Genomic DNA, 21,033 nt, shown 5'->3' on the forward strand with positions numbered 1-21,033 from the left:
TGTAAAAATATCCTTTCATGAATTGGATATTTTTACCAAATAAATAATATAAAATTGCCTATGAGGTCCTCTTTAAATTTTCCGTACATTATATTTTATTTTCAACTATAGTCTACAAAGAATCTAGAAGAATCTAGAAAATAACTTAAAAAACTTTTTTATTAACGTTGAAGATAAAAATTTTTGTCTTTTAAAGACACGTGCAAAAAGATAATGCATCTCAATCAAAAAAGAGGGTTTATATCTTGAACCGTTTCCTTTGTATTAGGGATATAGAAGTTTTTTTAAAAAGATGTTAGCTTTTTTATAAAGAATGATGAAAGCTTAAGAGATTGGATATTTTATTCTATCATTTGACGCAGTCAACGCTGAAGGATATTTTGCCGACGCTTGTGGAGCGTGCATTGGCTCGTTTTGGTAAAGTAACAATACAGTGTGTGAGTAAAGAACAACGCGATTCTATAGATATACATTTATGGGTTTATACTGATGAATCATTTATTGGACATGGAACGGAGTGTGATCAATATCCAAACTTTCAGCCTGTATTTCTTACGACAGGACAAGAAAATCCGAATGATTCAAAGATTCGTTTTCTCATAGAGGGAGCTGTTTGTTCGGATATTGATGCTTATCAACGGCTTGTCGTGATATTTGATGGTAGAAGTGAAGAGCAGTTGAATCTCGTTCGTGCACAGTGGAAAAAATATAAAATGGAAAATCATAATTTAACGTATTGGCAACAGACTGAAGATCGTCGCTGGGAAAAACAGATTTAATGCGTCTTGTATCTATTGTTCTGATTTTTATAGGATTACTGGGAATAGTAAATCCTGCACTTTTTATTACGGAAGGCTCAGGGGGAGGGCGTTGGGTTTTTATTGTGATTTTTCTTTTAGGCATGTTAAATATATGGACTATAATTAAAAAAACGAAACGCCATAATGATGATCATTGATCGAATTTTGCTTGTTTTATGGGCTGTGATGTTGGCCTTCTTTTGCGTTTCATGGTTGGGGACAACGCATATCTTATCAGAAATGTTTGCTGTTTCTTATATAAGCAATATTGCAGATTTTTTATTTTTCTTTTTGAGTGCCTTGTTTGCAGGAATATTGTGGTGGAAAATACCTCAACCCCTATCTTTAAAAACGAAACTGGCAGCATTTTTGCCGCCAGTCCTTATTTTATTCTTCGTTATTATATTTTAGTTGGATATTTCATCATCTGTAAATCCGACGAAGCAAATCAGTGAAATAAAAGAAGCAAGAAGCAAATAATAACCGATATAAGATGTATCGAAATGTTGCACCAGATATTCTGCAATATAAGGCGCGAGAGATGCTCCTACAATAGCAGATAAATTGAAAGTAATAGAAGAACCGGTATATCGAATTGCTGTTGGGTATGGTGAAGCCAAAACAGCACCAAGAGGACTGTATATCATTCCCATGAGAGACAAACCGATAACAGACATTGCAAGGACTCCTATAACTCCAGAATTTAAGAAATAAGGAATTGCGAAAGAATAAATACCGGTGATGATTGTAATCCAAATCATCAAAGTTCTACGTCTAATACGGTCAGCGAGTCTTCCCGTGATGACAGTAAAAATCCCACAAAAAATAGCACCGACAATTTCGATTTGAAGAGCTTGATGAAATGGCAATTGCAAATGGTTTGTTGAATAGCTTAACAAATATGTAGTAACCAAGTAAAACAAAACAAAAGTTGCCATACCAGAAAATATTCCAAGAAATAGGATTCGTGGACATTTTAAAAAGACATCTATGATAGGAACTTTGACATGTTTTTTACTTTCAAGAGTTTTTTTGAATTGAACAGTTTCATTGATTGAAAGACGGACCCATAATCCTATAATCATAAAAACAACTGAAGCAATAAAAGGAATACGCCATCCCCAGGCTAAAAGTTCTTCACGATCAAGGAAATGCAGCAGACCCAAATAAACAGCAATAGATAAAAACAAACCTATTGAAACGCCTAATTGGGGGAACATTGCATACCAGCCGCGCTTTTCTGGAGGGGCATTTTCTGTTGCGAGCAAAACAGCTCCTCCCCATTCTCCTCCTAATCCAATTCCCTGTCCAATACGGCACAAGGTTAAGAGGAAAGGGGCAAACCACCCAGCTATTTCATAAGTAGGAAGAAAACCAATAATGACTGTTGAAAGACCCATTGTGAGAAGAGAAGCGATAAGTGTTGCTTTTCTTCCAATTTTATCTCCAAAATGTCCAAAAACAACTGATCCAAAAGGGCGGGCAAAAAAGGCTGCTCCAAATATTAGGAAAGATTGTAAAATGGCAATTTGATCATTTTGTGTTGGAAAAAACACATGAGGAAATATAAGAGCTGCGGCAGTGCCAAAGACATAAAAATCAAAGAATTCAATTGTTGGGCCAATAAGGCTTGCAAATAAAATCCGACGAGGGGAGTTTCTGTTGCTTGTAGCTTTCATTTCTGAGTTTATAGACATGAATAGAATGTCCCTTTCAGTATATGACAAATCAAATGACGAGTTAACTGACTATAACTATAGAAATTTCAAATCAGTGTCGAGTCAATATTATGACACTTCGTTATATATTAGAACAATGATTATGGGCTGATGAGTATGAATAAGTGCTCTATATATTATCCATATTGAATAAGATAAAGACACTGCTTTAAATGCTGTAGAAGATGGCAATAGGTGGCTATAAACGCAGCTCTCATTCACATTGCTGTGTCCTTTAAAGTTTAATGCCATTTTTATCTATTAAGGGATCAATCTTATTCGTAGATCAGTGTTTAGTGTCTCAAAATATTAAAAATATTTTTCATGGATGCAATTATAACACTTTTAAAGTGTATCTAAAACAAATTAAATCTTTTAGTTGTGCATGCATTTTAAAACACATGGTGTATATTTGATCTGTCAGAGCTTAATCCATCGAATGCTTTGCTATCTTAAAAGACATGAGGTTGAGCAATTACGTTGTGTTGTTTTGATCTATGCACTTTTTTCTAAATGGGAGAATTTAAATTTAAAATTATGGAGTGTAAATAATGCAACGCAAATTGAAATTAAGTTTTTGTGCGGTAATGGCCAGTGGTTTTTTTGTCAAGATTGCGAGTGCATATGGAGTAGCTACACCAAGAGAAAAGTTATTAACACCAGTAAGTATCAGTGAACACCTAGAAGAGACAAGAAAGTTGTTATCGGAAGTGAGGGGACTAAAAGAAAAAAAGGGGGGATCAAAAAAGATAGAGAATAAACAGACAGTAGAAGGAAGTGATCTTTCAGAAGAGGAAAGGAAGAGATTAGAAAAGCTATTCTTTGAAGTACTCACAAATTCAATAATAAGCGATGGTGCTACGATCTATATTACTAACCGTGACTCTGAAGGTTCTGAAATAAATAGCTTTAACTATAAAGATGCAGCTTATTCCATTAATAATACGGTTAGAGAAGGGGGAAAACTCTACATTGATGCAGCAAGTGTTAGCAGGGATACGACAATTGAGCATGGTGGGATTGAGTTTGTCCAAAACTTGAGCAGTTCGGAATATGCCGCTGTTAAAAAAGGGGGGAAACAAATTGTTGAGAGTGGTGCAAATGCAGAAGGGGCTCAAATCCATGGCGGTGAGCAGATTATTTTTGGTAAGGGGTTTCTTGGGGATGGTTTGTCGCGTAAAGATAAGGAAAGTAGTGCTTATGGCACTGAAATTCATGCTGCAGATGGAATGCTAGGAATACAAAGTGTCTATAGTGGGGGGATGGCTGTTGACACAAAGATTATGAAAGGTGGTGTCCAGAATCTTGATGGTAAAGAGAATTTTCATAACGGTTTCTCAGAAGATGCTGATACAGCCGATATAAAAGATGAAGATTTTACAATTAATGAGGGGGCGTTTGCACTGAGTACCGAACTTTTTAAAAATGGTATGCAGAATATCTTTGCAGGAGGGAATGCGAGCGAAGTTACTTTATACGATAGAGCTACTCAGAAGATATATGATTCTGGATACGTGGATAATCTAACCATTAATCATCAAGCACAATCATGGGTTTTTGCCGGTGCGATATTAGATAAGGATACAAATGTTAATGATTTTGGCAACCTCTATCTCTATGCTGGAAATGGTGAAGCTGTTACGGAAGTAGAAAATCTTAATTTAAATGGAGAAGATAGCAAACTATACATTATTGCTCCTGAAGATAACAGCAAAAAACCTCACGTTAATATCCAGAATTTAACTGGAAGTGGCAGAGTTATTTTTACGTACTTAGGGACTAATAAGCATTACTCTAAGCTTAATATTGATGATCTTTCAGGTTCTTTACATTTTGATTTTAATGTCAACTTTGCCAAGCATCTTAGTGATTATCTTGTCATTAAAGAAAGTGGTTCAGGTTATCACACAATAAGTGTGGCTGATTCTGGGCGTGAAATTACAATCCCTTCCCACAAAAAGCTTAAATTAATTTCTGATCGCAGCGGAAATGCTCATTTTATTCTGGCAAACACTTTTGGTGAAAAAATCAAAGCTATTGATGCCGGAACCTATCGGTATAGTTTGAAACATAGAAACAATAAGGGGGCTGGTAAAATTTGGTATTTAGATGCGAATTATGCTCTTGATGAGACAAATACCTCTTTATTTTCTGATTTTAGCTTGCAACCATTTGCTATAGCTTCATTATCGAAGGATCTCACAGAACGCACAATTGAAAAGGGGATGATTGTTACGATTGCTGATCCTAGCTTTGATAGTAACGTTGAGAAAGTTGAAAGCACTGGAGAAACTTCGATTAGTAATACAGTTAAAGACGGTGGAAAGATCTCCGTTTATCACGGTGGTTTTAGCTTGTATACAACAATTCAAAGAGGCGGCACTGAGCTTGTTAGAACACAGGGTCTTTCACAGGATAGTACAGTTAAGAGAGAGGGAAAACAAAAGGTTAAAGATGGGGGAAAAGTTGAAGGGGCTAAAATTTACGGTGGTGAGCAGTTTGTTTCAGGAAAGTCTGATATCAAAGGGGAGATGGTAAGGAGTAGCGCTCATGACACTATCGTTTCTGGTGAGAATGGAGTGCGAGGATATCAGAATGTGTATGATGATGGAGAGGTTTTTAGCTCAAAGATCATGGAAGGAGGGGTACAAAATCTTTATGTGGAAGAAGATTTAGACCATTATAGCAGTTTTGCCTTTGATACGAAGGTCTTTTCTGGTGGACAGCAACATGTTTTAGCGGGAGGAATCGCGATTGGCGTTCTTTTAGAAGGGACTGCTTTTCAGGCAATAGATTTAGGAGGTTATGTAAAAGATTTAACCGTTAAGGATCAAGCACAATCGTGGTTACATGGTGGCGCAACATTGGAAGGAAAGACAACGGTTAATGATTCTGGACGGATTTATCTTTATGCTGGTGCAGAGCAATCTCGTACTGAAGTAGAAAAAATTGTCTTAAATGGCAGAGATACAAAATTGTACGCGATTGCCTCTAATATAGATGGTGAAAGTTCTTTGATTGAGAATCTGAGTGGGAATGGTCGTGTTATTTTTACTTCTACCGTGTTTGATCCACATTACTCTAAACTTGAGATCAATGATCTTTCAGGGAGTTTACATTTTAGGTTGCATACTAATTTTGCAGAACAGCGCGGTGATTATCTTCTGATCAAAAAAGGATCAGGTAATCACACCATAAGCGTTATCGATTCTGGTGTTGAAATTACCAATTCTCCTCTACAAGATCAGAATTTAGTTTTGGAGCTTGATTTAATTCATGTTCAAAGCGGAAATGCGCATTTTACTCTGACAGATTTTTCTGGTGAAGAGACGAGTACGATTGATGGTGGAGCCTACATGTATGGCTTAAAGACAAAAGATGATAATGGGGGAAAGACTTGGTCTTTGGCTACATCACAAATAACTTCTGCTCCTGTAATTCCTTCACCTCATGTGGAGTCGCCTATAGATAAGCTTCCTGAAAAAGAAGAAAATATGACATCGGCAAAAGATTTTAGTATCTCTGATGTAATTCATTACAGCATTGGGGAAGGAGGAGGAATTCTACAAAGCTCTTTGCTCGGTGATGATAACGTAGTTTATGTCTCTGATGATGGAGAGCAAGGTGTTCTTAAGAAGTCTATTAATAATACAATTCAGGGATCAGGAAGACTTTATGTTGAAGCTGGTGGTTTCAGTAAAAATACAACCATTGAAAATGGTGGTACTGAGATTGTAGGGGAACAGGGGGTCTCAGAATCTACGATTATTTACGAGGGTGGAAAACAAAAAGTGGAGGGGGGAGGCTCTGCATTGAGAGCTGAAATTTATGGTGGGGAGCAGCTTGTTTTCGGAAATGGTTATGTAAATGGTGGAATTGTTGGGAGCAGTGCTTATAACACGACACTTTATGGTCAAGGTGATACGCCGGGACAGCAGAATGTATATGATGATGGGATGGCTGTGGGAACAAAAGTGATGAGTGGAGGAGTACAAACTCTTGCTAAGTGGTTTCCTAATGATGATAACTTTGCAGAAAAAGCCGGCGGTTTAGCTGTAAATGCTGAAATCTTTTCAGAGGGTGTGCAGCGTGTTTTAGCAGGAGGTGAAGCCAATACAGTCATTTTACGCACTGGTGGTGTTCAAGAAGTCTATGCAGGTGGAATTGTAAAGAATCTAACGATTGAAGATAATGCTAATTCATGGATTTCTCCTGGTGCAATATTAGGAGGAGAAATAAAAGTTCAGGATTTTGGTGGGCTCCATCTTGATGCTGGAGACGATGGTCAACAAACTATAGTAGAAAACATTGAATTAAATGGAGAAGACGCTCAATTATACTCCGTTGCTCGTGGGTTTGACGACAAAAGTACACGCATTCAGCAGTTAAGCGGTGTAGGAAAAGTCATTTTTACTTCTTCTGAAGATGATTTATATTACTCTCAGCTTTATATTGATAATCTAGCAGGGAGTCTACATTTTGACCTTAATGTTAGCCTTGCAGAAGGAAAAGGTGATTACCTCTTTATTGAGAATGGGAGTGGTTTTCATACAATAAGTGTCGTAGATTCTGGTATTGAAATTGTTGATCCTTCTTCAGCAGGACTTGATTTAATTTTTGATCAAAGTGGTGACGCACATTTTACCCTGAGAAGCTTTTTTGGTGCAAATGTTAAAACTATTGATGGCGGAACCTATACGTATGGTTTAAAACACAAAAATATTGAGAATGAAGAGGGAAAAATTTGGTATTTGACTGCAGTTTACATGGATAGTGCGTCACACAGAAGCAGATCTATGCGGCATTTAAATCAAAATCAATCAGTTTTTTCTCTTTCAACTATTGCAGCACCACAAGCGCATGCTATTAAATTGCCACGTCGAAGAAAAAACCGCCAAAACTTAAGGCAAAAATCTCAGGTTTCTGTATCTCCAACTGTTTCCTCTCTTGGAAGTCATGTTATTGAAGTCTTAGGTTCAGGAAGTTCTCATCCTCTTTCTGATGAAAAACAACAAACTGCTGTTTCAACCTCTTCTCAATCTTTAGCCGATCAAATGACTTTGCGTCCAGTTCATAAAGAACACCCTTTTCCACAATTGAGTGAGAAACTTTCAGTTTCTCACTTTTTGACTACTCCCTCTACAGATGCGGTATTGTCTATGTCTGCGGCTCCAGCGATGGTTTTTCACAATGAAATGCAAACTGTACGTGCGGGAAGAGGAATTCTAGATAAAAGTAAAAAGAATGCAGCTTTATGGACCTATGCGATTAAATCTAAAGAGAGCATTGCGACAGAGCATATAGATTTTAAACTGGATCAGACCGGTATCGTTTTGGGGATCAATGGTTTAAGCGAGTGGGAAAATGGAGAGTTTTATATAGGTGGTTTTAGCAGTTATGATCGTGCCCGTGTTGCGCATGCACGGGGGGGTAACAGTGGAATCAATACTTATGGTATTGGTGCTTATGTCACTTATTTTGATCATAGTGGATGGTATCTCGATGGTATTTTAAAATACAATCATTATCAAAATACTCTAAAAGCCGTTTCAACGAATGGTTTAGAGATTGAAGGAACATATACTCAAAGGGCATTGGGAACTTCCTTTGAAGCTGGTTATCGACTTAAGACGTCAAAGAACAGTTGGTTACAGCCTTATGGACAATTTACATGGTTACAAGTTGAGGGTAAAGAAATCAAGTTATCGAATGACATGACAGGTGACATGCGTCCATTCACTTCATTACGCAGTGAGGTTGGCTTATCTTTAGGATATGAATTTGGTTCTCACATGGATTCCTCATCGCTTGCGTATATTACAGCAGCATGGTTGCGTGAGAATAAAGATGACAATCAAACGTTAATTAATCAACGCCATCCATTTACCACTGACTTGTCGGGGAATGCAGGTAAATTAGGAATAGGTTTAAGCAGTTTAGTGAGTGAGAAGTTAAAGTTATATGGTGAGGCCCATTATATTAAAGGGCGTAAAACAAAACAGTCCTTTCAGGGTATTTTAGGTGTACGCTATCGTTTCTAACGATATGGTTATTTTTTAGTTATCTTTAAATATATGATTGTTTTTAAAGGTCTTTAATTAAAGGTTCAGAGAACAATTTTTCAGAGCACGCAGCTTCGTTGTTCATGATAAACTGTATACCCTTATATACTTGATTATGCATTACTTTTTATCTTTGATAAGAAAACTCCGAGAAAATGCTAAAGAAGCACTATAAGAGCGCTCTTATATTCTTGATCAAAAAAGTATTTAAAAACTATAAAGAGCGGTTTTTTATGAGATAAGGAGGATTTTTAAGAAGGATTGTTGCAATCTAAGGTTGAAAATATATTTTGTAGAGCTAATTACGTTTAGTGTCTATGCAGGCGTGAAGGGGGGAGGATATGGCTCTACAATATAAATGGAAACGACATTGTTGGATACTCATGTTGAGCAGCTGTTTTGTGCAAGCTGCTGCTGCAAATGAGGGGGGAACAGCACTTTTTTGTCAATCTTCAAGTTATGAAAATGATAAAGTATTTCAAGATCAATACAATGAGGATATGAAATCAGCAAGATGCATACTTGGAGCCTCTAATGATGCCATGGTAAGAACGCGCAATGAATTAGACTTTTTGAAAAAGCCTAGAGATTTTATCATGGATAAGGGTGCTAGAGTGTTTGCGAGTCAACAGGAGCTTGACAGCAGTCATCGTGACAATGCTGGATATAATGCACAAGAACAAAATACTGCATTTCTTAAAAAGCCTGAACTTATTTCCATTAAAGATGGGGCAATGTTAGAAAATTATATCCTTGATAATGAAGGTAAAGCATACATTTCAAATGATGGTGAGATTGATAGTCCAGGGCGATCCATTAATAACACTGTAAGGAATGGTGCAGAGCTTTATGTGTATGCAGGAGGACTCAGTGAGAATAGTAAAATTGAACATGGTGGAATTGAAAATGTTCAGGCTTTAAAGGGAAAACAAGGTTTTTCGAAAAATGCTGTTGTTAAAGAAGGCGGGCACCAAAGTGTTGGAAATGGAGGGAAAGTAGAGGGGACTAAAATTTATGGCGGTGAGCAGCTTGTTTTCGGCGAGGGGGATATTGGAGGAGAGATTAAAGGCAGTAGTGCTTCTCATACTATCATTTATGGTCAAGATGAAACACTAGGCCAACAAAAAGTATATGATGGCGGAAAAGTTTGGAATACAAAAGTTATGCAAGGGGGTGTCCAAGAAGTTGGACAAAAGTCTCAAAGTGCAAAAAATGGTGGTTTTGCATTTCACACAGAAGTTTTTGGTGGTGGTAAACAACGTATCTTAAAAGGCGGTCAGGCTATTGGAGTCACTTTAAATGAGAGTGCTATTCAGGAAATATATACTGATGGATCTGTAAAAAATCTAACAATGAATGATCAAACAAAATCATGGGTGCATGCTGGAGCAACATTAGAAGGCAAGACACAGGTAAACCATTCTGGGCAGATCCATCTTTATGCTGGGAATGATCAACAACGCACCACAGTAGAAGATATTATTTTAAATGGAAAAGATACAAAACTATACTCTATTACTGATGAGTTTGATGAAAAAAGTTCTTTGATACAAAAATTAAGTGGTGAAGGGAGTGTTATTTTTTCGTTTACAGGTTCTGATCCATATTATTCTCAGCTTCATGTGAATAATCTTTCAGGAAATTTACATTTCGCGTTCAATACTACGATTGCCCATAACCGTGGTGATTATCTCTTGGTTGAGAAAGGCGCTGGGAAACATACAATAAGTGTTGCTGATTCTGGAGTTGAAATCACGGATCCTTTTTCAAATAAGCGTGATTTAATTACGGATCAAAGTGGTGGAGCGCATTTTACGCTGACAGATCTTAAGGGTGAAAAAATTAACGCCATTGATGGTGGAACTTATATGTATGATTTGAAAGAAAGAAAGGATGAAAATGGAAAAGTTTGGTTTTTATCGGCAGACCGCCTCAGTGGACCAGAACCTTCTATACCAGATCCGACAAATCCTTTTTTTCCTGGAGAAACATCAACAACCCCCTCTACAGATGCAGTGTTAACGTTGTCCGTAGTTCCTGGGCTTATTTTTAATAATGAGTTGCAAATTATACGGAATGGTAGAAAAATTTGGGACAGAAATAAGAAGGATATCGAACTATGGACTTATGGGATTAAGAGCAGAGAACGTGTTGCGACAGGCCATACACACTTTAAGCTTGGGCAGACAGGTTTAGTCTTTGGTGCTGATCAGTTGAGTGAATTAAGGCATGGAGAGTTGTATGTTGGTGGTTTCGGGAGTTATGATCAAGCACGTATTTCTCATGCACGAGGTGGTGACAGCGATTTGAGCTCTTATAGTATTGGAACTTACGCAACTTATTTTGATCATCGTGGATGGTATATGGATGGTGTTTTGAAATATAATTATTACCGAGATAATTTGAAAGCCATATCAACGAATGGTTTAGCCATTCAAAGTCATTACAATCAGTGGGCGATAGGTGGATCATTTGAGATTGGTTGTTATTTTGAACCGGCACAGAATACTTGGATGCAGCCTTATATCAAGCTAACAGGTTTGCAGGTTGAAGGTAAAAGAATAAAACTTTCCAATGGAATGATAGGTGATCTAAGCCCATTAACTTCATTCCGCAGTGAAGTTGGATTGACTGCAGGACATGAATTTTTTGTGAGTTCAGAAACTTCATTAACAGCTTACATTATGGCAGCTTGGTTGCGTGAGAATATAAATAATAATTATACGACAATTAATAACCAGTATAAATTTATTACAGATTTATCAGGCAGTGCGGGTAAATTGGGAATTGGTTTAAACGGTTCGGTCAATGATAAACTAACACTTTATGCGGAAGCACATTATCTAAAAGGACATAAGATTAAGAATGCTCTTCAAGGTATTTTAGGATTACGCTATAGTTTCTAAATATGTGTGCATGGCTGATTAACTTTACAAATGTAATTGTTTTGCAAACTTAAACAGATAACGTTCGGCTATGTCTTCTCGAGAGTGTAAGGACTTTCTCAAATAGTAGAAATGTCTTTATACTCTCTCTTTTAAAGGCAACATACTGAATTTATAATAATAATTCATTTCTATGCATGTTGAATGAGAGTCGCGAAAATCATAGGATTCTCTCATTCCAAATCTGTTTATGTTGAATCAATCAAAACCATTTTCTTGCACGTCACAAGCAGGGAAGCCTGCGTGGATAAAAATTGTACAAGAAAGAACTAAAAATACCTCTTATAAACTGCCTCAAGTACCAAAGGGTGTCGCGTTGCAACATTTTAGGGCTGGAAAAGTGTATGATGATATCGGCTCGCTTCTTCATAAGCGTAAAGATTGGGGGGGGTCAATGGCTTTACCGGTATATCATTCATGGATGACGTGGCGAAATGGGCTTGAGTGCATTGAGAGATGTCTCTTTAAAACAAGTGAGTGAATGTACAACCCAATGGCGTTTTGTTTTACGTGAAGAGGGGGCCCCATTAAAGGGCACGAGCATTTTTTTCATCTATAATTCCAGATATGCAAATTATTCCTTTAACTTAAGTGAACATTTTGAATTTTATTCAATTTTTCTGCCTTAAGTTAGAGTTTTTTAGTGGTTTATAGATAAACAACTTTAAGTTGTTTAAATTAAAAAAATACACTAAAAAATTGTATTTAGACATAAATAAAACACATTATGATACAATCTAAAATGAGCTATCTATGTAGTCGCGGGGTATTTTTCTAAATAATTGAGAGTGGAGTGTGGATAATGCGGTATAAATACAAATTAAGTTTTTCAGTATTGATGATCAGTAGTTGTCTTTTGCAATCTGCAAGTGTAGTTGAGAGTAGGAATAGAGTGCTAACAAGAGCAACAGATGTGGGAAATAGAGAAGAGGAAGAAAAAAATTTAGAACTGATTGCTAGTTTTTTCAAAAATAATATTACGATTGAATATGGTGATGTAGAGCTTGTTGAGAATGGAAAAACTTCCGTGGGGTCCACTATTAAAAAAGGAGGGATGCAAATAGTTACACGAGCAGGAATTGCAATGAGCGCCAAAATTTTGGGAGGTCAGCAGTTTATTCATGAAGAGCCAAATATTGATCTTACACTCGTGGTTAGACGAAGTAGTGCATATAATTCCACAGTTACTGGTGGAGATGGAGCAATAGGGCAGCAGAATGTGTATGATGGGGCAGAGACTTGGTATACGAAAGTGGGAGATAACGGAGAACAAAATCTTTATGCAGGACAAAGAAAAGAGGGGGGAAAATCAATGTATGCTGAGGTCTCTGGGAATGGGAGACAGCATGTCTTAGCGTTAGGAGAATCGGTGAAAACTACTTTGAAGGATCGAGCTACTCAAGTTGTATATCCTATAGGATTTGTAGATACTTTAACAATTACGGATTTTGCCAAATCGTGGCTACATGTTGGTGTAAAAGAAGTCGTTGGGGAAGTAAGGGTTAATCATCATGGAGAACTTTATTTGTTTGCAGGTGATTCAACAAACCATATCACCAAGAAAAGCATTCCTATAGAAAGAAAAACTGATGAAATAATAAAACCTGATGAAATAATATTTGAGATTGGTGAACGGGATACCCAGCATAAACCTCAGATTAAAATTAAAGATTTAGGTGGTAATGGAGGGACTGTTACTTTTACTTCTATTCCGTATGATCCACGACATATTTCGCTTCATGTTGAGAAACTTTCAGGGGATTTACATTTTCGTTTTAATATAAATGCTATGGGAGATTATAATAGCGATTATTTGTTGATCGATAATGGTGCCGGTAACCACAAAGTAAGTGTTACAGATTCTGGTCGGGAAATTACAGATTCTCTCCTACAAAGGAATGGTTTAGTTAGCGGAGTCAATTTAATTACCGATAAAAGCCAAGAGGGAGGTGCTAATTTTACTCTGGCAGACCTTTCGGGGACGGACATTACAGCTGTTGATGGTGGAACCTATCAGTATCGCTTGCTGAAGAGAGAAAGATGTGCTGATTCTAGTGGTCATTCTACAATTTGGTATTTATCTAGAGCTTCTGAAGATATGGGACGTTCGGATACTGAGGTACAGTGTGTGAATAAGAAAGCGAAGACTCCTCTTCCATTATCTGGAAGGAGTGGTACACAGTCTGATCAAGCCGCCTCTTCTGGAGAGAAAAACACCAGTCTTCGTTCACCTACTAAAAAAGAGATGCCCAAGCAACGTCCTCCACGTCATTTAAGAGGGGCACAGAATGTCTCTAGTGTTTCTGTATCTCCCTCTCAAGAAAATCAGACTCTTGTAGCGTTTCCTCTATCAGGTCTTCATCCTTTTTCTGATGAAAAACAACAAACTGCTGTTTCAACCTCTTCTCAATCTTTAGCCGATCAAATGACTTTGCGTCCAGTTCATAAAGAACACCCTTTTCCACAATTGAGTGAGAAACTTTCAGTTTCTCACTTTTTGACTACTCCCTCTACAGATGCGGTATTGTCTATGTCTGCGGCTCCAGCGATGGTTTTTCACAATGAAATGCAAACTGTACGTGCGGGAAGAGGAATTCTAGATAAAAGTAAAAAGAATGCAGCTTTATGGACCTATGCGATTAAATCTAAAGAGAGCATTGCGACAGAGCATATAGATTTTAAACTGGATCAGACCGGTATCGTTTTGGGGATCAATGGTTTAAGCGAGTGGGAAAATGGAGAGTTTTATATAGGTGGTTTTAGCAGTTATGATCGTGCCCGTGTTGCGCATGCACGGGGGGGTAACAGTGGAATCAATACTTATGGTATTGGTGCTTATGTCACTTATTTTGATCATAGTGGATGGTATCTCGATGGTATTTTAAAATACAATCATTATCAAAATACTCTAAAAGCCGTTTCAACGAATGGTTTAGAGATTGAAGGAACATATACTCAAAGGGCATTGGGAACTTCCTTTGAAGCTGGTTATCGACTTAAGACGTCAAAGAACAGTTGGTTACAGCCTTATGGACAATTTACATGGTTACAAGTTGAGGGTAAAGAAATCAAGTTATCGAATGACATGACAGGTGACATGCGTCCATTCACTTCATTACGCAGTGAGGTTGGCTTATCTTTAGGATATGAATTTGGTTCTCACATGGATTCCTCATCGCTTGCGTATATTACAGCAGCATGGTTGCGTGAGAATAAAGATGACAATCAAACGTTAATTAATCAACGCCATCCATTTACCACTGACTTGTCGGGGAATGCAGGTAAATTAGGAATAGGTTTAAGCAGTTTAGTGAGTGAGAAGTTAAAGTTATATGGTGAGGCCCATTATATTAAAGGGCGTAAAACAAAACAGTCCTTTCAGGGTATTTTAGGTGTACGCTATCGTTTCTAACGATATGGTTATTTTTTAATTGATCTCAATGATAATTTTGATGGAAAGCGTTGAGGAATATAAAAGAAGTTCAACATTTGCTAAGGAGCGGTAGCGCATCTTTATGATGGGATGAGCAATTGCAGGTGTTTTTATTAAAGTCTTCTTTATAATTCATTCTATATTTTTGAGAATTTGTATAGATTTTTGCAGAGTCACTTGGCAAAGGGCTCCTTGCTCGCTATAGAAATGGCTAGAGAATATTATAAATGAAATAAAGGTGGTTAAATGGCTTTAGAGCGTACTTTTTCGATGATTAAACCAGACGCAACCCGTCGTAATTTGACTGGCGCAATTACTAAAATGCTTGAGGATGCGGAGCTACGTGTTATTGCGTCTAAACGTGTCTGGATGAGCAAACGTGAGGCTGAAAAATTTTATGCTGTTCATAAAGAACGTCCTTTTTTTAGTGAATTGGTTGAATTCATGTCTTCTGGTCCAACCGTTGTACAAGTTTTGGAAGGTGAAAATGCAATAGCTAAAAACCGTGAAGTAATGGGGGCTACGAATCCTAGTGATGCAGAAGAAGGGACAATTCGTAAGGTTCATGCTTTATCGATTGGCGAAAATTCTGTCCATGGATCCGATAGTGCTGAAACGGCAAAAACAGAAATCGCCTTTTGGTTTCCTGAGGTAGAAATTGTTGGTTAATAAAGCGTTTATAATAATAAAGCGTATATAAGAAGCAAAAATCCGAAACACTATATTTCGGTTTTTTGCTTATGAGATTATAGATTTTTTTGAAAGCATATGGAGCATTAATCGTTTTTTTAGCTTTTAATATTGCAGCTGCTTTTACGAAAATATAAAGGCTATTTACTCTTTTTTGAATAGCTTTTATCTACACGTCTCCCTTATTTGTAATGTGCAAAAAAGCATTTTATTGATCTATCATTAATAAAAATAAATCAATCTTATGCTATTCTCATCTCTTATTTAAGTACAAAAAGATAAATCATCATTATAAAATTCCATACTATTCATAGGATAACGTGTTTTAAACCTGCACGAAAATAATCCCACCCTGTCCACAATGTAAGGAGGGCAGAAATCCACAGCATAGTAATGCCAAACTCTACTGTGTAAGGGAAAATTTTATTACCGGCTGGTCCAGCTAAAAGAAATACAATAGCGATCATCTGTACAAAAGTTTTCCATTTTGCAAGACGAGAGACAGGAACACTAACTTTTAACTCCGCCAAATATTCACGTAATCCTGATACAAGAATTTCTCTGCAAAGAATGATAATAGCTGCCCATAGAGTCCACCCAGCGATGGTACTGTCTGCGGCAAGCAAGAGCAAACAAGCAGAGACGAGAAGTTTATCGGCAATTGGATCTAACATGCGACCAATATTGGATGTTTGTTCCCAAATACGAGCAAGGTAACCGTCAAGAAAGTCAGTAATGGATGCAACGATAAAAATAGAAACAGCAATCCAGCGAGTGATATCACTTGATTGTAGTCGCCCTTCTAAAAAAAAGCATGCAACAACCATTGGGACTGCAACAATTCGTGCATAAGTTAAAATATTTGGAAAAGAAAAAGTATGATTTTTCATGGAGCCATTTTTAATTCTTGTGAAAGAGAATATATTTCCTAAACGTAACAAGGCGAAGGTTATGAAACAAGCCTATTTTTCATGAAAATGGTTATAAATTTTTTGTGCAATTGTCATAGAGATTCCCGTAACTTTTTTTAAATCTTCAAATGAGGCACTAGCAACAGCTTTGGCACTTCCAAAATGATGAAGCAATGCACGCTTTCTTGTCGGACCGATATTTTCGATTTCATCAAGTGGGTTTTTGAATGTTGCTTTTTTTCGTTTTATCCTATGAGTTCCAATCGCAAAACGGTGTGCTTCATCACGCAGACGTTGCAAAAAATAGAGGATAGGATCACGTGGAGGAAGTGTAAAGGGGGGAATACCTTTTATAAAAAATCGTTCACGTCCCGCATGACGGTCAACACCTTTGGCGATTCCAACAACTGTGAAGAGATCATTTAATTGTAATTCAGCAAGTATTGCATGTACGCTGTTGATTTGTCCTTCACCACCATCGATTAAGATAAGGTCAGGCCAAATGGGAAAAAGATCATCATCTTTTATGTTATGACTTCTATTTGGCAGATCATGCTCTTTGATAAGGCGTGAAAATCTTCGTTTAATCACTTCTTTCATCATGCCAAAATCATCGCCAGGCGTGATATCTGTTGAGCGAATGTTGAATTTTCGATATTGATTTTTAATAAATCCCATTTGACCAGCAACAATCATAGCCCCTACAGCATTTGTTCCCATGATATGAGAATTGTCATAGACTTCTATCCGGTGTGGAGGAAAAGGTAGTTGGAATGTTTTAGCAAGACCTTGAAGCAATTTTGTATGGGTGGCTGTTTCAGAAAGCTTATGTTCAAGTGCTTCATGAGCATTGAGATAGGCACGATTAACAAGAGTTTTCCGTTCACCTTGTTTAGGTAAAGAGAGGGATACTTTGTGGTTTGCTTTGAGACTAAATGCTTCTGTAAGAAGTGCCTTTTCTTCAATTTCTTCAGATAAAAGGATGCTTTTGGGAAGTGGTTTATCATCGTAAAATTGGGCAAGAAAACTCGCTAAAATTTCAGTGCGGGAAAAAGAGGGATCTGCTTTAGGAAAATAGGCACGGTTTCCCCAATTTTGCCCCATGCGAAAAAAGAACACTTGAATACAGGTCATTCCTTCTTTTTGCGCAATTGCAAATACATCCGCTTCTTTTATCGTTTGAGGATTAATACCTTGATGGCTTTGTATGTGAGAAAGGGCTGATAAGCGGTCACGATAGGAAGCTGCTTGTTCAAAATCAAGATTTTCTGCGGCTTTATGCATAGCTTGAACCATATCGCTTTTAATAGATTGATCTTTTCCCGAAAGGAACGCTTTTGCTCCTTTCACCAGTTCTTTATAATCACTGTCACTAATTTCATGAGTACAAGGTGCAGAACATCGCTTAATTTGATAAAGCAAACAGGGGCGTGTACGGTTTTCAAAAACTGAATCAGTACAGGTTCGTAATAAAAAGGCGCGTTGTAAAACATGAACTGTTTGTGTCACTGCACCAGCAGAAGCAAAAGGACCAAAATAGTGAGCTTTTCGTGTTCGAGCACCACGATGTTTGTAAAGTGCAGGCACTCGATGATCATCTGTAATCATAATATAAGGGAAACTTTTATCATCACGCAGGAGTACATTAAAATGTGGATGCAATCTTTTGATGAGATTGGCTTCTAAAAGGAGTGCTTCTGTTTCTGTATGGGTGACGATAAATTCCATATGATATGTTGCACGAATCATGCGGGTAATACGATTATTGTGTCCTTGTTCACGTGTATAGTTTGAAACACGTTTTTTGAGATTACGGGCTTTGCCAACATAAAGAATATCACCATTTTCACCAATCATCCGGTAAACCCCTGGCTTATGCGGAAGGTGTCTAACAAACTCTTGTATGAATTTGATACCTTGGAACTGATTTTTCTCATTGCTTTGATTGGCATTATGCCATGTAACATTAGAGAGAAAAGAAAGTTTTTCCCGTTCATTTTGCGGACAATTTGTATTATTTTTCAGGACCATTCCGTTTGTTACGAATATGTTGTTTGTTTAATATATGAAATATTCTTTTTTATTAAATAATGATTATTTATGTCTTTATAATTTTTTTCTATAAATAATATCTTATAACATAAGAGTATGATTTTAGAGAGCCGATCTTTCATAAAAAATATGAGAGTTGTTATTCTAAGACAGCTTTATGAATTTGCCCAATTTATCCATTAAAATGATTGAAATAAGAAATCCATGATGATTAAGAGGATAGACTTTCTAAAAGGAAAAAAATTAATTCACGCTGATCGTTATTAGCTTACCATTATAATATGTTGGTATTATCCAAAGAATCAAAGAACTTTATCATTTAATGCCTTTGTATTTTACAACATGATATTTGATTTAGAAAAAATATCAGAGAAAGATCTAACATAACAGATGTTCTTTTTGAAGCCACTTATGCGTTATTTGGGCATTTTCATCTTGTCCCAGACGGTTGATAAGAAAGGGGCTGAGTTTTTTCATTTCTTCTTCCAAAAGGTAGGGAGGGTTAATAATAATCATACCACTTCCATTCATTGTCGGTGGACTTGAACTTTTTCGGATACGCATTTCAAGCTGTAGAATCTTAGGAATTCCGGTTTGATAAAGCGCGTGAAGAAAACTTTCAATTTCTTTGTCATATTTAACAGGATACCATAAAGCGTAGATTCCTCCAGAAAAGCGACGATAGGCTTTCGTTAATCCATCAATAAGGCGGGAAAACTCTCCAGTTTTTTCAAAGGGAGGGTCAACAAGGATAAACCCACGTTTTTCTTTTGGTGGTACATGAGCATTTAAGGAAAGCCAACCATCTAAATGCAGAACTTTTGTTTGATAATCTCCTGCAAAGTTTTTTGCTAAAATATGATAATCTTCATTGTGCAATTCTATTGCGGTGAGGCGATCTTGTTTCCGTAATAATTGACGAATAAGAACAGGAGATCCAGGATAAAATACAATTTCTTTTTCCCCTTTATTGAGGGCATCAATGATATCACACCATGGACAAAGGAGTGTTCTTAAATCTTCTGGGATAGGAGTTGAAAAAAGTCGTTGGACACCTTCGCGACACTCTCCTGTTTTATGTGCTTCTAAAGAAGAAAGGTCATAAATACCGATTCCAGCATGCGTATCTATAACGCGAAAAGCTTTTTCTTTGCGTTTGAGATATTCTACAATGCGAGTGACAATAATGTGTTTAAAAACATCAGCAAAATTGCCAGCATGATAAATATGCCGATAATTCATGGAGTAAACTCTATCATATGTATAACTGTACCGGATTATTAGCATAGAATAATAGAATTGATATCCATAAAAATACTCTTGTAGAAATCAAACAATACCCTCACTCCCACATTATACACTACAGAAAAAATATTAATGTCATTGGAGCATTTATTCACAAGGCTATTTTTATATTATGAGATTAATCGTTAAAATTTTAAATTTTTTATATGAAAGATAGACAAGAAGAGATCAAACATTTCAATAGAGATATTTATGTTGTAAGAGAAATTTTTTATGATCGCGGACTCTTCTAGGAAGACTATAAAAAACACTCAATTAACGAGAATATTAGTGAAGTTTGTTGAAAATTGAAGGGTATCTTTCAAATTCATTCATCAATTTGCTTGTTTAAAGATTAAAGAATTTCAAATGCTTGATAAAAACATTGTTACATTTATAAGTTTTTTAGCAAGCGTAAAATTATGGATAGAGCAATAAAGTGCTGGTGTTATAGTGATAGATTTTTGTAAAAGTGTGAATGAATTTCATTGCTTTAAGCGGAGCCAAAGCTTTACATTATACACGCTAAATAGCTAGGTTATTGTGTATGATGCTAAAATAAAACTTTTGAAAATTGATATGTGCTCTGCAAGCTATCTCAATCAAAATGAGGAATTTTAAACTAAAGTAAATAGGTTTATCTATCTCTAACACTGTATTATCGAGCGGCTTTATGAGGTAATCTTATAAAAAAGGCTAGGATAAGAAATTCTTTTTATATGGATTATGCTTCTATACCATGCTTTTGATTGAATGTAATTTTCTATTCATGCCCATTCTGTTTTCAATACTGAGATAGGTTAAACACATGATATTATGAGAACGCATGCCCAGAATCCGGAGACTTGTAATAGTTAGAGCATACAGTGGCTTAGAGAGCTGGTTATATGGAGGTATTTTACTGAATAAAGGCACAAGCTGGTACCTTTTTTATTTTTTAGCAGTATTGCCATACCTCTTGGCACTTGAGTTGGTTCATAAAGTACATTTTTACTCTTTCCGCTAATAGTTTTATTTACACGACAGATATTTAATTGAATACGATGATGGCTCATATTTCGTATTGTATATGGAATAATGGATGATAAAATTCCCACCCCAACGCAAAGAGTAAATGTTGTGCGTAAGATGATCGTTT

The 21,033-nt window shown here is 36.7% G+C and carries 11 protein-coding genes; 7 read left to right on the forward strand and 4 right to left on the reverse strand.

The window, feature by feature from the left end:
* Window positions 1–332 precede the first annotated feature (332 nt).
* Genes ACFINK_RS01165 through ACFINK_RS01175 form a run of 3 tightly spaced genes read left to right on the forward strand, consistent with a single transcriptional unit; the run spans window position 333 to window position 1,211 of the window.
* Window positions 333–779, forward strand: a complete 447-nt coding sequence (locus ACFINK_RS01165) for a DNA polymerase III subunit chi (protein ID WP_375629226.1) — start codon at window positions 333–335, stop codon at window positions 777–779.
* Entirely contained in the window at window positions 779–958 is a 180-nt protein-coding gene (locus ACFINK_RS01170; RefSeq protein WP_375629223.1) for a hypothetical protein, read from the forward strand. Before ACFINK_RS01165 ends, ACFINK_RS01170 begins: the two co-directional genes overlap by 1 nt.
* Entirely contained in the window at window positions 948–1,211 is a 264-nt protein-coding gene (locus tag ACFINK_RS01175; protein WP_375629333.1) for a hypothetical protein, read from the forward strand. The genes ACFINK_RS01170 and ACFINK_RS01175 overlap by 11 nt, the downstream gene beginning before the upstream one ends.
* Here the strand turns inward: ACFINK_RS01175 and ACFINK_RS01180 are convergent.
* Window positions 1,208–2,497 (reverse strand): MFS transporter, encoded by a 1,290-nt coding sequence (locus ACFINK_RS01180; protein WP_375611247.1) that lies wholly within the window; start codon window positions 2,495–2,497, stop codon window positions 1,208–1,210. The two genes, ACFINK_RS01175 and ACFINK_RS01180, sit on opposite strands and share 4 nt — an antisense overlap.
* A 572-nt stretch (window positions 2,498–3,069) precedes the next feature.
* On the opposite strand from ACFINK_RS01180, the gene bafA (ACFINK_RS01185) reads away from it, so the two are divergent.
* The 4 genes from bafA (ACFINK_RS01185) (at window position 3,070) to ndk (ending at window position 15,627) form a co-directional block, all read left to right on the forward strand.
* Window positions 3,070–8,559, forward strand: a complete 5,490-nt coding sequence (gene bafA / locus ACFINK_RS01185; protein WP_375638102.1) for a BafA family autotransporter — start codon at window positions 3,070–3,072, stop codon at window positions 8,557–8,559.
* A gap of 362 nt (window positions 8,560–8,921) precedes the next feature.
* On the forward strand, window positions 8,922–11,486 hold the full coding sequence (bafA, locus tag ACFINK_RS01190) for a BafA family autotransporter (RefSeq protein WP_375638103.1): 2,565 nt from the start codon (window positions 8,922–8,924) through the stop codon (window positions 11,484–11,486).
* 841 nt (window positions 11,487–12,327) lie between these two features.
* A complete protein-coding gene (gene bafA, locus ACFINK_RS01195; protein ID WP_375638104.1) occupies window positions 12,328–14,937 on the forward strand; it encodes a BafA family autotransporter in 2,610 nt (869 codons plus the stop codon).
* A gap of 267 nt (window positions 14,938–15,204) precedes the next feature.
* Window positions 15,205–15,627, forward strand: a complete 423-nt coding sequence (ndk, locus tag ACFINK_RS01200) for a nucleoside-diphosphate kinase (protein WP_375612918.1) — start codon at window positions 15,205–15,207, stop codon at window positions 15,625–15,627.
* Between the two features lie 329 nt (window positions 15,628–15,956).
* Here ndk and pgsA read toward each other — a convergent pair whose 3' ends face one another.
* The 3 genes from pgsA to ACFINK_RS01215 form a co-directional block, all read right to left on the reverse strand.
* Window positions 15,957–16,538 carry a CDP-diacylglycerol--glycerol-3-phosphate 3-phosphatidyltransferase gene (pgsA, locus tag ACFINK_RS01205; RefSeq protein WP_273723320.1) on the reverse strand — a complete coding sequence of 194 codons (582 nt, stop codon included), beginning with the start codon at window positions 16,536–16,538 and terminating at the stop codon, window positions 15,957–15,959.
* A gap of 72 nt (window positions 16,539–16,610) precedes the next feature.
* The gene (gene uvrC, locus ACFINK_RS01210; protein ID WP_375638105.1) at window positions 16,611–18,590 is read right to left on the reverse strand and encodes an excinuclease ABC subunit UvrC; all 1,980 of its coding nucleotides are present in this window, start codon (window positions 18,588–18,590) and stop codon (window positions 16,611–16,613) included.
* A gap of 399 nt (window positions 18,591–18,989) precedes the next feature.
* Complete coding sequence (locus ACFINK_RS01215) at window positions 18,990–19,853, reverse strand: 23S rRNA (adenine(2030)-N(6))-methyltransferase RlmJ (protein WP_375612916.1); 864 nt, start codon at window positions 19,851–19,853, stop codon at window positions 18,990–18,992.
* Window positions 19,854–21,033: the final 1,180 nt, after the last annotated feature.

The sequence above is a fragment of the Bartonella sp. AA16NXGY genome (genome assembly GCF_042197325.1).
Lineage (GTDB): Bacteria > Pseudomonadota > Alphaproteobacteria > Rhizobiales > Rhizobiaceae > Bartonella.

What these genes read in the sequence shown, in the direction of transcription:
- ACFINK_RS01170 (WP_375629223.1), top strand. Translation starts at nt 779, where the DNA reads ATGCGTCTTGTATCTATTGTTCTGATTTTTATAGGATTACTGGGAATA.
- ACFINK_RS01175 (WP_375629333.1), top strand. Translation starts at nt 948, where the DNA reads ATGATCATTGATCGAATTTTGCTTGTTTTATGGGCTGTGATGTTGGCC.
- ACFINK_RS01180 (WP_375611247.1), bottom strand. Translation starts at nt 2,497, where the DNA reads ATGTCTATAAACTCAGAAATGAAAGCTACAAGCAACAGAAACTCCCCT.
- bafA (WP_375638102.1), top strand. Translation starts at nt 3,070, where the DNA reads ATGCAACGCAAATTGAAATTAAGTTTTTGTGCGGTAATGGCCAGTGGT.
- bafA (WP_375638103.1), top strand. Translation starts at nt 8,922, where the DNA reads ATGGCTCTACAATATAAATGGAAACGACATTGTTGGATACTCATGTTG.
- bafA (WP_375638104.1), top strand. Translation starts at nt 12,328, where the DNA reads ATGCGGTATAAATACAAATTAAGTTTTTCAGTATTGATGATCAGTAGT.
- ndk (WP_375612918.1), top strand. Translation starts at nt 15,205, where the DNA reads ATGGCTTTAGAGCGTACTTTTTCGATGATTAAACCAGACGCAACCCGT.
- pgsA (WP_273723320.1), bottom strand. Translation starts at nt 16,538, where the DNA reads ATGAAAAATCATACTTTTTCTTTTCCAAATATTTTAACTTATGCACGA.
- uvrC (WP_375638105.1), bottom strand. Translation starts at nt 18,590, where the DNA reads ATGGTCCTGAAAAATAATACAAATTGTCCGCAAAATGAACGGGAAAAA.
- ACFINK_RS01215 (WP_375612916.1), bottom strand. Translation starts at nt 19,853, where the DNA reads ATGAATTATCGGCATATTTATCATGCTGGCAATTTTGCTGATGTTTTT.